Genomic DNA, 13252 nt, shown 5'->3' on the forward strand with positions numbered 1-13252 from the left:
ATCAGACACCCCCTGCTTTCTTCCATTTATTGAGATTGCTCATCCTGCGCAGACGGTAGTTATAGCATCCGCGCAGAAGCTCTGTAAGCTGACCGTCTTTCCATAAATATAAGGGCGAGCCTGTGCTGACAAGATATTTCCCCTGTCCCAGTGGGCAGAGGCTTGTACGGGCAGTCGGATTCGTTTCCAGTTCCATGAGCAGCTCATCCTTTGCACTGTAAATCTTTGAAATGTACTTTTTCCCAAGGGTAAGATAATCAAGATTTGCAGGAAAGCGCATATACATTCCGTCATGGATTGGATAGCGGATGCTGTAATCCGGTGCGCTCCATCTGCTTTCCGAAGTATGGGATTCCCCTGTAACAGTGTCTCTTGACGTTGTTTTGGTTTTCTCCATCCAAGGTTCCATGTTCTGACCGTCGAAGAACACATAACGGTCTGTGCTGACACGGCTTCCGTCTCCCCCATGCTCTGATATAGAGTGCCATATCATCACTTTGAAGTTCCCAGCTTTATCCACCCGTCCGCCTACGGTTTGGCAGCTATAGAGGTCAGTGGGACCAGATACGGCGGGAGCACCAAACATCGGCACAAGATCGTATGCGGCGATGATCTCTCCGTTGCGTTTGACAGAAAGAACACTGTCACGCTGATCTGCCCCGATGAGCGGGAACACGAGAACATTCACTGCTTCGAGGGTATAGAGATTCCCTTGCTCATCCATTTCGGCATCAAGCATTCCATAGCCCGAGACATACGCGAAGTAGCGGCTGCTGTTGACCATCCATATGTCCTCTTGGGAAAAGCCGAGCGGATGAATCTTTCCTTTTGTGTAGTACAAATGGAGCATCTGGTTTTTATGATCCTTCCACTTTATTTGGAGGAGCGGTATGCCGGAAAGTGCATTCGTTGGAATGTAGCTGCTGCCACCCTCAGCTTCATGCCCGTAGACGCAGCGCCCGTCCGTCCAGATCCATTCTCCTTCCTGAACGGAGCGGTTCCCAATGCAGGTAAGCCATACGCCATCCGCAAGCACCCGATTCCCGCTCACAGCTTTCACCCTCGCCCTGTGCATATACATCACGCTCCCACGATTACAGCGGTACCACCCTTTGAAATCTGCACCCACACAAGACTGCCGTCACTGGTGTTACAGTCCACTACCGCACGGAAAGGATACGACCGCTCCCCGATATGGACGCGCCCGTTACGGATAATTCCCCTTTGTGCCTGTGATTCAGCCACCTTCGAGTTCTTTATCCCTGCCCGTATCGCCGCTGCAAGCCCCAGAACACCGTTCATCCGTACCACCTCACCATCTTGATTGTCTGCCGCAAAAGACGCGGCGTGAGTTCCACCGTATTGGACTGAAGGAAATACTCGTATCCCTCAAAACGGATGCGCTCGGTGAAATCGACAATGTGGTCAATATCCGGAACGCCGCTACGAATCCGTGCGCGAATCTCCACCGTGACCGTCTCCTGCGTCTTGCGATTGAGCCATTCGATCTCTCGTGTCAAGACACGCAGATAATCTGCGCCCACAACGGGAAACTCAGTGTCAATGAGCGAGGAGTACGGAAGCTCATCGTCACTGGCGTAATGAGCACCAAGGCTGAGATTCGACTGCTCGACGGTGAACTGACTTGCCTTGCCGCCGGGCTTCCCCTGCGACAAGTTGCTCCCCTCCAATGCGCCATCGACATAAACCGTGGTTGCATACCAGCCATAGCCGAGCGGCGCGTGGTAGGTAATGCGCTCCGTTCCCTTCTCGTTGCTCCAATCCTCCCAGTCATATTCCGTGTGCTTCTTTCCATCATTGACGGATTCTGTTGTACGCTCCCATTCCTTAAAGAGATACACGTCGCGCCCCGTGGAGGCGTATGCGTAATCCGTGCGGCTTGTCGAACCGTCCACGTTGTGCGTGCGCTTTTCGGCGAGATATTCCCCATCATAGGAATAGGTGCTGTAGCCGTTCTCATTCGTCTCGCGCATGAGAAAGCCGTTGGAGTAGGTTCGGCTGATCTCTTTGAAGGAAATCGTGCCGGTGAAAGGAACAGGCACGCTGTCCTCCTCGTTGTGCGCTCCGCTAGAATCGTTGTGAGAGCTGTGCCAGATAGAGCGCACGAGTTTCCGCTCGATGGTCGGCTGCGCGTGCGGCCAGTTCGTAATATCCACCACGGATTCCTCCATGCCACGCTGAATGATATGGAGCGTGTCGCCCCGTATGAACACATTGATCTGACACTGCGGCAGTTTTGCCGTCCATCCGAAGAGTGCGGAGATAAAGTCATGATACGTCATTCCACTCCCCTCGAAGTTCTGCGACGGTGTGAAATCATCGGTCAGACGATGAAGCCGAAGCCCGAGTGCCGATGCAATTTCCGCCGCATAGCGCGAGACCTTCGCCCGCTCGACGTAGATATGGATGGGCGTGTAGAGGAGTGTGTCTTTACTGTACGTTCCCTTGACAGACTGCACGATTCCGCGCTGACTCGTTTCCTCCACGAGAAAGCGAAAGGCATAGTCCATCACCCGCCCCTCTACAGTCGCGCCAATGGAGAGAGGATTCACCGTTTCGAGTTGAATGTTATCCGAGAGACTGAGTTCGCCGAGCGTCACGGAGAAGGCGCGAATGCCGCGCTCTCTGAACTCTGCATAGGTCAGTGTATGAGGAATCTCTATCCTCGTATCTGCAAGAATCCGCGACTGTTTGACAAGAGTTCGCTTCGTATCTACGAGAACCGTACCACAGCGACCAATGCGCCGCTCTGTGTCGCTCGTTACCGTAATTTTCTTGACGATCCGAATATCGCGCAGGGTATCTGCATGAACAGAACAGGATGACGTGACTTCACATGACGTATCTCCGCTGACCTGCACGGGCTGACGAAATACGGGAATCACCGTGGCATATATAACAGACTTGATGTGAATGCGCCCGAACGGCAGCCACGCAATACAAATGCCAGGTTTCAGCTTGATGCTCATGTTCCCGCTCTCCATCCGAACTGCCGCCCCGTGAGTTCTGCAATCGTCATGGAGACAGTGCGCGTGTCCATAACGGTGGAAGTTAGATTCTGCTCGACGATATGCCTTCCATATTCAGTGACCGTCCCACCGCTCTTTTCAATCGCCGTCAAAGCACACAGCCCTTCTGCCGTGCGGTAGGCAGGATTCCCGATGAGGGAAATCCCCGTCACACGCGAGTCTGCGCCATACTGCGTAATAAGTGATGCGGTATCCACAGATTGCAGAATCTCCTGATTCGTAGCCGTCGCCTCATAGCTTCCATCACCGCAATCGGTCATATCCGTCTGTGTCGCTTGGACGGGCAGCATGATAACCTGCTCCCGTGGGCTGATTTCCTCATCCGAGAGGATGAGGTTCGAGACGAGAATGTCCTCGGTTCTACTGTAAACCGTAATGGTCTTTTCACTGGAACTGTAGGCGTACCAAAAAGAGCAGTCCTGCTTGTTATAAACCTCGCGTTCGTTCAGGAGTGCCCGAAAGATACCGTCATTGTTCTGCCCCGGTTTGACGTGGAACCACAAGGTATTGACTGCATTTACGCGAATGCTGTCGGAAGTGGCAATGGTATCGTTATTGTTGTCTCCCTTCATGCGCCACCTGCTCCAGGACGTTTCCGCACTAACGATGATGTAGCCACCAATTGCAAGGGTAAGTTTGGCACGGTCTGCATTCTCCGGTGCTTTGAAGTACAGATCCAGTTTCCCGTAAAGCTCTGCAGGGAATTCTGAAATCGTCAGCCCTTTGTCACTGGTCGGCTGCCAGAAGGATATGCCTGTTTTGCTGTACTGCTCCCCTGTTACCGTCGTGCCGCCACGAACTGAGAGCAGCTCCGCATAGCCTGGATTGATGTATTTGAAAGCCATACGAACCTCCTCAGTCCGACACAAGCAGCCCCTCTGCCTGAATGTCCACACTCGAATCCTGCTGTGGCGGCTCATCTGTCGTACTCAGAGCCTTGACCCAGAAAATCGTATTCTTATCGGCAATATTGGATAATGAGATACTGTCTTTCCACTCGGCAGACTCCAATGCCGTTTCGGCAGTGTATTTGTTATCCGTCGCGGCTTTCCACTTGTCCGCATGATCACCGACGAACTTGACCGTAAGTGTTCCGTCGATATGGAAGCCGCTCTCGCAGCGTACTGCACATTTGACGGCTTTCTCTTCGCCCTTGCCCGCATCGAGCAAAACGGAGATCGGTGCAAGTTCCGTGCCTGAGCTCACCTCCGTCCCGTCCTTGCCGCCCTCAGTCGGATTGTTCATATAGATATGCAGCAGTTCTGCCATTATCACACCCTCCAAAATTCCAGAGACAGTTTATATACCTTCGGAAAATGAGCCATATACTCGTAGGATTTCACCACGACACGCATAGAGGGCAGGATGTTCCCGCCCTCATCGGTCACGGACACCCTTGCCCGGCTGTCCCAGTAGCTCTTGATCTTTTCCCAGTCGGCGGCAGTGATTGTGACCGTACAGGAAATACGGTCGCCCTCCGTGATGTGTCCGAAATCCTGCACGACCGCGCCGCCGACAATTTCGATGATTTGCTGACGATCGTCGGGAACGGTCTGCCAGTTTTCAACGGATAATGTCCGTACCTCACCAATGTGAATATGAATTGGAATCACCTCCAAGGGCATTTTCAACGGCGGGGCGAATGCGGTCGGCGACGTGATCGGCAAGCATACGCATTCCCTCGTTGTCCTCCGTGACGGCGTTCTCGATTTGCACCTGTATGTGAATCTGACGGTTGTCTGTCATGGATGGAGCAGTCTGACCGCTGTTCCGCGCGTCAGATGCGGAAGAAACGCCTTGCACCTGCCGCCCGAGTTCCGACATCATCCCCGCATAGGAGAACTCCTGCCCATTCACACGGATGCGGGAGCTGTCCTCACGCTTCTCGGGAGCGAAATTCGGCAGGAGATTCTCCATCGCCCATTTGCGCCCGGACTGAAACTGTTGGAGAAGCTCCGGTGTCAGCCCCAGATCCTCTGCCGTAAACTTGTTCTTCTTGCGAAGGTACTCCATCAACCCAACTTGCCCGGATTTCTTGAACACCTGCAGTTCCTCTTTCTGGGAGCGGAGGACTTCCAGAGCAGCGTTGCGTTTGGCATCGAGCTTCTGCTTCTCCGCCCAGCGTGTTGCCTCGACCTCGTCCAGTCCCTTCTGTACCCACGCATCCTTCTCGCGCTCTATCTCTGCAAGGCGGTTTTCAAGCTCGGTTTTCCAGATGGAGTCAATATTGGAAGCAACGTCTCGCTCCCACTGCTCCATGACACGCGCCTTGCTCTCACTGAGCCACGCCTGTGTTTGGAGTTCGTCCAAGCCCTTTTGGTGGAAGGCATCGGCTTCACGGGCGATGGAGTCCAGTTTGTTTTGCAAATCGGTCTTGTAGAGCGCATTCGCCTTGTCCACAACGTCGCGCTGAAAGTCGGAATATATCTTCGCTTCCTTCGCCAGACGGTATTCGTCGATCAGATGCGGATCTGCGCCTTTCTGGAAGAAATCGAAGGATTCGCGATCCAGACTGTGAAGGCTGTTCTGGATGTCCGTATGCGTCAGTGTATATAAACTGTCCGTCAGTTGTGCGGTCGCCTTTGCAGATTCGCTGACCGTTTTCACGGCATCTTTCTCTGCCGCCGCACGGATTTTTGCAGCTTTGGCATTCTGCTCCTGTGCCTTGGCATTCTTCTCCGCTTCGGCACGCGCCTTCTCCTCTGCCGCCGCTTTCTCTTTGGCGATTTTCTGCTGTTCTTGGTATTGCTTGTATTCGTCCCCGTAGAGAGCATCGAGAACGCTGCCGCCGAGGAACGGAACAGCAATCAGCGGAGATGCCACGGGGTGATTTTTCACAAGCCAGCTGTTTGCCTCGGCGTGTTTATTGACCTTGTGAATCTGTTCTCCGACAAAGCCCGCGAGCTCTGCGACGGTCTTGAGAGCTTCGCCCCATCCGAGCACGGCATCCTTGATCTCGTCCTTGTTGTCGCGGATCATTTCAACCAGAGATTCAAAGCCGTCATTGATCTCGGGCATGAGTTCCTCGGCGACAGGAAGCAGTGCCGCACCAAGCGCAAGTTTCAGCTGTCCCGCTTCCATCTCCATCGCACGCCACTTGAGATAGGTCTCATGCGCCTGCTCTGGGTCAAGCAGTCCCGTGGTCTTGACGCGAGAAGAAATAGTCATCAGATCGTCATACTGCTCTAGAATCGGGATGAGAGCCGCACCACGCGCACCGAGCACCTCGGCGGTATACGCTTCCTCCATTCCCGCTTCGCTTGCCGTCTTGTATCCCTTGGCAAGCTGCGCCAGCTGCTCGTTCAGAGGCAGGAGATTGCCCTGCTGGTCTTTGAGCTCAATTCCGAAACGTGAAAGGGCGCGGACGGTATCGTTGCCGCTCTCTCCCGCAGATCCCACCTGTTTGTCCAAACGAGCGATCAGTGGAATAATGCTCTTGATGTCCGTATCCGCAAGCTGAAACACCCGATTGAGCGTCGCCGCCTCTCCCGCGGACACATGAAGCCGCTGTGTAAGTTTATAGACGTTCTCGCCCGCAAGCATCGCATCTTTCGTGATGTTGAACAGTCCTGCACCTGTTGCCGCAACAGCCATAACAGCGGCCATCTTTGCAGAGAGGACGTTGAATCCACTCGTGAGATTCCTGACTCCCGCCTGTGCCGCCGTCATTCCTGCGGAAATGTGCCCGCCAAGCGTGCCGGAGAGAACCGCACTCTCCTTGAGGCGCGTGTTGAGCTTTCGGACTTCCGCTTCTGTCTGGGCAACGGTTCTCTGCTGACGCAGGAGATTGTTCTCGGCACGCCGATAGGACGCACTATCCACGCCGTCATTCTTCTTTGCGGATTGGAGGACAGCGGCAAGAATCTGTTCCTTTTGCCGCTGAATGTCGAGTTCTCGGTTAATCGCCTGATGACGCACCTTGATCTTATCCAGTTCCGTCCCCACACCGTCGAGTTTGGCAAGATCGGCATCCAGTTTCAGATGGATGTTGTTTGCCTTGTTGTTCAGGCGTGCGATGGAATCTGAGACGGTCTTGCCCGCCGTGTCGAAATCTAGTTGCAGCTGTGCGATGTTGAGACCGATGTCGAGATAGAGTTCATCAATCTTCTGTCCGCGCTTTGCCACTCCATCTCCCTCCCTACATCACGTCGTCAATAAATCGCTCGGACAATCTTTCTTCGCAGATCGCCTTTACAACAAGCTGATCGAGCAGAAATGCAATCTCGTGCCCGTCAATCTCCTGCATCGTCCACCCATAGGCGGACTGCAGCCGCTCGTAGTAACGCAGTAAGTTCCGGTACGGAGAAAGAACTACGCCTCTTTCCCCGTCTCCTCGTTTGGGAGGTTCACCAGTTTGGAAAACGTCAGCGACTGAATCCATCGGAAAAGCGCACGGGTGAGCGGCACAATGTCCGCAACTTCTACGTTTTCGTCGATGACTTCCTTCGTCACTTCCTCCCGTCCGAAGCCGAGGACGATCAGTCGGACGTGCTCGTCCAAGAACGTCTCAAGATCCATGTCCTGTTTCTCTGCATCAAAAAAAGCAAGGAACTCGCGCCATACCTTCATCTTCGGAGGATGCGGCGTGATCTCCCTGCCCGCAATATGCAGTATTGGTGTTTTCATTGTGACCTCCCTCAGACCTGCTCGTACCACTTCGTTCCAGTCTCAGCGGCAAAGCCCGCCGCCTCCTCATCTGCCTTGGCGTAGGACAGCCCGTCCGAGAGTCGGTAGATCGCCTTTGCCGTCAGCGTCGGCGTGTCGAACTGAATGCTCTCCTGCTTCGAGTTGCCGCTCTCCGAGGGTTCCGTGAATTGGACTTTGTAGAATTTGGTGTATCTCTTCTTGCCGTTGCGCTTATCCGACTGAAAGAGCACGGCGAAGTACGGAGCGACATCGTCCTTGCCCGCCTTCATCACGCCGTTCTCGATACTATGTCCCAAAAGATAGGCTGTGTATTCCAAAGGAAGCGCGGCAGTATCGAAGGTGAGGTCGTAGGATGCGGTATTCGATGCCGTATCTACGGACTGCCCATCGGCGAAAAGCTCCGCCTGATTCGTCTGCGGCTTGATGTCCACCTTGCGGAGCAGTTTTCCGAGCGGAATCGGCTTCTCGTAGCTCGCCGTACCGTCCGCCTCATCGGTGAGCATCTTGGCGATATGAAGTTTCTGGATGTTGATGAACTGCCCGCTCGTAAGATTCCCTGCGGGCTTTGCTGCCGGTGTTGGACTTGGCATATTATTCTCCCTCCATTGCTGTTTTATAGTCTGTGATTTCTACGAATATATCTTTCTCTGTCAGTTCCTGTGTCTGCACACGGACAAAGCCGAGCGGCAGAAGCACATTCTGCACTGCTCTGTGAATCTCTCGAAAACGTCCATCCTTCGTCAGAATATGGATACGCACCGTGATTCGGCGTTCCAGTTCCGCACCGTCTGCCGAGAGCGCAGGAACGTCGGAAATGACAGAGTAGACGAGAATGGGGTATGTCCCCGCATTGGGACTGCGCCCGTGGTAGATGCCCTTTCTCCCATGTACGAGAAGCTGCGTCAGCTCCTTAGAGCATACAAGAGATTGGTACACCATCTTCGCAATACTCATTTCCCTCTCCTCCGTATTGCCATACGGACGGCATCGACGATGGCAGAACGGATACTGTCCCTCCTGGCATCAAGGGCAGGATAGAGAAACGGACGGTTGATGCGTGGGCTGAACTCAACGAGCACACCGTAGAATACGCCATCCTGCGATTCCGCATTTGCCGCAATCCTCCAAACAGAGCCGTCCTTTCTGCGCAGTCGCTTATGGATGGAGTCACGGAGTGCGCCCTTCACTACACGCTTATCTGTTCCCGTATAGACGGGACAGCGGTTCTTTGCCTCTGCGACCACATCGTCCGCACCGTGTGCGAGGGCTTCCTTTGCCACAGCCGTCGCCTCTGCACCAAGCTCCGAGAGGATCTTCTCGGCAGAGACGAATCCTCGATATCTAGCCATCTTCCACCAACTCCCTGCATTCCAGAACAAGCCACCGTTTCTTCCCGCCAAGCGGATACGGCGGCGCAATCGGCGTGAGCGTTTTATTGCCCCAACGGATACAATCCGTCACTTGTACATCTGTGCGGTAACGAACAACGATGCGGTAATCCACCTCCTGCACCTTCTCCGCATAGCCGTCGGAGATTTTCGCCGCAAAGGGCAGAACGAGGGCCCAGGCTTTACCGACTTCCTGCGTTGTTTGTGCGAGGATATTCCCCTCATCGTCCGTATCCATCACGGGGCGCAGAATGGTGATTCGATGACGCAGTTCGCTCATAGACACCTGCATCTAAAAGACCTCCTTCCGAACGCCGAAGAGAAGCGACCGCAGTGTCAAGGCAAGCCCTCTGTGATCCGCTTCCTCCCGATGTTCATAGAGATAGGACACGGCGTAGAGAATTGCAACGCGCACAATCGCCTGATCTTCGACCTTGGACAGCTTCTTCACGCGCAGTAACGCTGTACAGATTTGTTCTGCCGTTTCCGTAAAGTGCGTGAGGAGATCGTCCTCCTCATCGCCGTCAATCCTAAGATACTGCTTGACTGCTGCAAGCGGCACAAGCATAGAACCACCTCCCTTCTTTGCCGCATATACCAAATCAGCCCTTCATCTTGAGCGTCTGCACAGCCTCTTCGAGTACGAGCTTGCCGTCCACGCGCTCCTTCATGACGTAGCCGACCATGCCGTTGCCCGCGAAGAGTTCCTTGAGTTCCTGCAGGGAACGTGTCCCACGGTCGCCGATGTTGTAATAGGAGTAATCGCCGAATGCAATGACGATCTTTCCCGCCTCGACAGCGGGCATATACGTCGAGGAATAGACGGGATAGCCGAGCAGACGGTCGGGTTCGCCCATCTGGTAGGACGGCTGCCAGAAATACGCACCGTTGGCATCCTTGAGCTTTCGGATGCTTGCAAGGGTCTGGTCATTGACGATGAATGCCGCATTCTTCCGGTATGGACGCTTGAGACTGTAGACGAGTGTCACGAGTTCATCCGCCTTGAGGTCTGCCGCCGCCGTGGTAACGGATGTCTTTGCGGAGGCAAGAAGTCCCTTGGGCTTATGAGTCCCGTCGCCGTTCAGGAATGCGTCCTCCTCTGCGTTGCCCAGTGCCTTGCCGAACTGCTCGATGAGATAGCTCTCAAGGTTGAAGGCGTTGTCGTAGAGGAGTTCCTCCGTCACCTTGACCGCGACATGGAGTTTGTGCGCATCGAGAACGATCTGGGCAAAGGTCGCGTCCCCGAAGGTGAGCGGCGCGCCTTCCTCAATCCACGATGCCGCAGGCTTCGTGGCGGCGATGTTGATCTTGTGCTCCCCGCTCGTGGTGATTACCGTCGCAAGCGGGCGCAGGACGTTCTCCTCATTCAGAACGTCAATGAGACGCTGATCGTATTCCTCGGGTACGAGATAGCCGCCGTTTGCATCCACGCCTTCCTGCAGGACGTTCTCCACCTGCCGGAAATTCGTACGCAGTGCCTTGAGCATTGCCGCACGGTATGCCTCGCTTGCACGTCCCGTCTTTTCAGAAGACAATCCTGCCCCCGGAGTGTTGGTGATCGCCGCTGTCACAGGCTTTGCGAGCTGCGCGTCGAGAATCGCCTGACGTTCCATGCGCTCGATGTCCTTCCCGAGCGCAAGCACCTCGTTCTCCATCTGCTCATACGCCTTGGCATCTTCGGCTGTGAGATGCCCGTCCTTTTCGTGAGAATCCAGAAACTGCTTTGCCTGTTCCCACATTTCTGCACGCTTCTCGCGCATTGCCATTATCTTATCCATGATCTTTTTCCCTCCGTTAGTGTGAAATAGAAAAGAGCCGTCTTTTCAGAGGCTCTACATCGACATTGTTTGATGGTGTTCCCTGCCCGAATTTCGAGAGCAGAGAGTTCGTGACGGCGGCACGGGAGAAGATCAGCCCGTCTGCCGTATCGGTCACAGGGCGCTGTGCGTCCGCATAGAGAACGGCATCTGCAAATCCAAGTTCCACTGCTTTCTTTGCATTCATCCACGTCTCGGCATCCATCAGCCGTGAAATCTTTGCACGGGAAAGTCCCGTCTTGAGTTCGTAGGCGTTGATGATACTCTCCTTGATTTCGGCAAGGAAGGTAATCGTCCGCTCCATCTCATGTGTGTCTCCGATGGAAACAGTCATCGGGTTGTGGATCATCAACATCCCCAAGGGAGAAATCTCCACGGTTGATCCTGCCATTGCGACGACAGATGCGGCAGAAGCGGCAATCCCATCAATCTTGACAGCGACATGCCCCTTATACTCCATGAGCATATTGTAAATCTGCGCCGCCGCATAGCAGTCCCCGCCTGGTGAGTTGATCCAGAGGTCAATATCTCCCTCGGCGGCGTGAAGTTCGGAGCGGAACATCTGAGGTGTGATCTCATCGCCCCACCACGTTTCATCCGAGATTTCACCGTCCAGAAGCAGAGTTCGCTTCTCTCCCTCGTTCCGTACCCAGTTCCAAAATTTACGTTTCATCGCCGTCTCCTTTCTTGTTGGCGAATAAACCTGCATCCTTTAGCTTCGTCATATTCCCGTTGATGAGATAGAGATCGCCGCCCTCGATAGATTCAATCGGATTCATGTCCTCGAGACTGCGGATGTCGTTCGCCGATAGCCATCCGTTCTGTCGCCCGATGGCATATCCCTCCATGCGGCTCTTATAATCCCCACGCAGAAGTCCGTCCACGTTGAAGCGGATGAAGTAATCCTTCCGCTCCTTGTCCGTCAGAAGTGCTTTCTGCAGCGACTGCTCCCATCGCATTACCCACGGATTTAGCGTGTACTTGACGAACTCCAAGGACTGCTGCTCGATATTCGAGAAACTCGACTTTTCCAGATCACCGACCATATGCGGCGGCACACGGTAGAGCCGTGCAATCTCGTCAATCTGGAACTTCCTCGTTTCAAGGAACTGCGCCTCCTCCGGCGGTATGGCAATCTGCTGATACTTCACCCCCTCCTCGAGGACGGCGATCCTGCCCGTGTTCATCGTACCACCGTAGACGGCGTGCCAGCTCTCACGGAGCTTCGACGGGTCTTTGAGCACACCGGGATGCTCCAAAACGCCGCCCGGACGCGCACCATTCTTGAAGAACGCCGCGCCGTATTCTTCCGTTGCAAGAGCAATACCGATAGCGTTCTTCGCCATAGCGATTGGGCTATAGCCGACAAGTCCGTCAAATCCAAGCCCCGGAATATGCAGCACATCCTCACGTCGCAGACGAATCTGCCCCTTGTCCGCAAAATTCGGATTCTCCTCCGTGCTTCTCGTGTAGGTGTAATAGAGTTCGCCCGTGCGGCTGTCACGGCTGACCTCCATCTTGTCCGGGAGAAGCGGATAGAGTCCAAGGACACGCCCCCTGCCATCCCGCAAAATTTGTGCGTAAGCATTCCCCCACAGGAGGAGATGCGCCATAAGCGTCTCACGAAAGACGAAACTCGTCATTTCGGAATTCGGCGCATCGTGGAGCAGAAAATACAACGGGTGCTCCGGCACGCGCTCCTTGCCCTGCCCTTGGTAGACGTAGACGTGAAGCGGCAGCCCTGCGATAGATTCCGCGAGGATACGCACACAGGCATAGACTGCCGTCGTCTGCATTGCAGTACGCTCATTGACCGGCTTGCCCGCTGCCGTCTGACCAAACAAAAAGGACAAGCCGCCGAGATGATTCATGGGCTTGTCCCGCGAACGGAAGAGTTTGCTGAATAGGTTCATGGAAACCTCCATTTCCAAAACGGTATGAAAAAGCCTTACCACAGAAGATGATGAGAGCAAGAGCACCGCCCTTTCGAGCGGTGCTCCGTCGTTTCAGCTTAGAAAATTTCGATGCAGGAAAGCTCCATGCTGTTGATGTCGGCTGTGAATTTCGCGCCCCGCGCAATCTCGTCGGCGGCTTTCAAAAGTTCCTCCGGCGTTGGATCTCCGCCCATCTGGCAAATGCCGGCGTTGGCTTTGATGTCCCAGAAAACCTTGCGGGCTTCCCAATCCGTCTTGTCATAATCCCTCTCTTTGCGAACCTCGATGCGGATGCAGGTGTCGTGGTTGCTCTCGTTTGCCCAGCCCATCGTGTTTTCCTGCAGCTTGAGTCCGTACTCGGCAGCCTTGCTCTCGATGATCTCGGCAATTTCCTTCTTCGTCATTTTCTTTTCCTC

Annotated in this window: 17 protein-coding genes; all 17 read right to left on the reverse strand. The window is 54.3% G+C overall.

From position 1 onward, the window contains the following. Position 1: 1 nt before the first annotated feature. Positions 2-1075 (reverse strand): hypothetical protein, encoded by a 1074-nt coding sequence (locus C1713_RS02845; protein WP_102493141.1) that lies wholly within the window; start codon positions 1073-1075, stop codon positions 2-4. A 5-nt stretch (positions 1076-1080) separates the two neighbouring features. Then, entirely contained in the window at positions 1081-1302 is a 222-nt protein-coding gene (locus C1713_RS12315) for a hypothetical protein (protein ID WP_102492969.1), read from the reverse strand. After that, a complete protein-coding gene (locus C1713_RS02855; protein WP_102492970.1) occupies positions 1299-2990 on the reverse strand; it encodes a hypothetical protein in 1692 nt (563 codons plus the stop codon). The genes C1713_RS12315 and C1713_RS02855 overlap by 4 nt, the downstream gene beginning before the upstream one ends. Further along, positions 2987-3895 (reverse strand): hypothetical protein, encoded by a 909-nt coding sequence (locus tag C1713_RS02860; protein WP_102492971.1) that lies wholly within the window; start codon positions 3893-3895, stop codon positions 2987-2989. Before C1713_RS02860 ends, C1713_RS02855 begins: the two co-directional genes overlap by 4 nt. A gap of 10 nt (positions 3896-3905) precedes the next feature. Continuing rightward, positions 3906-4319 carry a hypothetical protein gene (locus tag C1713_RS02865; RefSeq protein WP_102492972.1) on the reverse strand — a complete coding sequence of 138 codons (414 nt, stop codon included), beginning with the start codon at positions 4317-4319 and terminating at the stop codon, positions 3906-3908. Between the two features lie 2 nt (positions 4320-4321). Beyond that, positions 4322-4663, reverse strand: a complete 342-nt coding sequence (locus C1713_RS02870; RefSeq protein WP_420852647.1) for a phosphoribosylformylglycinamidine cyclo-ligase — start codon at positions 4661-4663, stop codon at positions 4322-4324. After that, on the reverse strand, positions 4635-7175 hold the full coding sequence (locus C1713_RS02875) for a hypothetical protein (protein ID WP_102492973.1): 2541 nt from the start codon (positions 7173-7175) through the stop codon (positions 4635-4637). The genes C1713_RS02870 and C1713_RS02875 overlap by 29 nt, the downstream gene beginning before the upstream one ends. Before the next feature lie 186 nt (positions 7176-7361). Further along, on the reverse strand, positions 7362-7676 hold the full coding sequence (locus C1713_RS02880; RefSeq protein ID WP_102492974.1) for a hypothetical protein: 315 nt from the start codon (positions 7674-7676) through the stop codon (positions 7362-7364). An 11-nt stretch (positions 7677-7687) separates the two neighbouring features. After that, a complete protein-coding gene (locus C1713_RS02885) occupies positions 7688-8287 on the reverse strand; it encodes a major tail protein (RefSeq protein ID WP_102492975.1) in 600 nt (199 codons plus the stop codon). A gap of 1 nt (position 8288) precedes the next feature. Continuing rightward, positions 8289-8651, reverse strand: a complete 363-nt coding sequence (gene gp17 / locus C1713_RS02890) for a tail completion protein gp17 (protein WP_102492976.1) — start codon at positions 8649-8651, stop codon at positions 8289-8291. Beyond that, positions 8648-9046, reverse strand: coding sequence for an HK97 gp10 family phage protein (locus C1713_RS02895; RefSeq protein WP_102492977.1), 399 nt, complete (start codon positions 9044-9046; stop codon positions 8648-8650). Before C1713_RS02895 ends, gp17 begins: the two co-directional genes overlap by 4 nt. After that, positions 9039-9377, reverse strand: a complete 339-nt coding sequence (locus tag C1713_RS02900) for a head-tail adaptor protein (protein ID WP_102492978.1) — start codon at positions 9375-9377, stop codon at positions 9039-9041. Before C1713_RS02900 ends, C1713_RS02895 begins: the two co-directional genes overlap by 8 nt. Then, complete coding sequence (locus C1713_RS02905) at positions 9378-9653, reverse strand: head-tail connector protein (RefSeq protein ID WP_006306686.1); 276 nt, start codon at positions 9651-9653, stop codon at positions 9378-9380. A 34-nt stretch (positions 9654-9687) separates the two neighbouring features. Then, the gene (locus C1713_RS02910; protein ID WP_102492979.1) at positions 9688-10863 is read right to left on the reverse strand and encodes a phage major capsid protein; all 1176 of its coding nucleotides are present in this window, start codon (positions 10861-10863) and stop codon (positions 9688-9690) included. A 16-nt stretch (positions 10864-10879) separates the two neighbouring features. Further along, the gene (locus C1713_RS02915; RefSeq protein ID WP_102492980.1) at positions 10880-11575 is read right to left on the reverse strand and encodes a head maturation protease, ClpP-related; all 696 of its coding nucleotides are present in this window, start codon (positions 11573-11575) and stop codon (positions 10880-10882) included. Next, complete coding sequence (locus tag C1713_RS02920; RefSeq protein WP_102492981.1) at positions 11565-12815, reverse strand: phage portal protein; 1251 nt, start codon at positions 12813-12815, stop codon at positions 11565-11567. The genes C1713_RS02915 and C1713_RS02920 overlap by 11 nt, the downstream gene beginning before the upstream one ends. 98 nt (positions 12816-12913) lie before the next feature. Next, a complete protein-coding gene (locus C1713_RS02925; protein ID WP_102492982.1) occupies positions 12914-13240 on the reverse strand; it encodes a hypothetical protein in 327 nt (108 codons plus the stop codon). Between the last annotated feature and the right edge of the window lie 12 nt (positions 13241-13252).

Origin of the sequence: Centipeda felix, from assembly GCF_900186465.1 — a bacterium.
GTDB classification, from domain to species: Bacteria; Bacillota; Negativicutes; order Selenomonadales; family Selenomonadaceae; genus Centipeda; species Centipeda felix.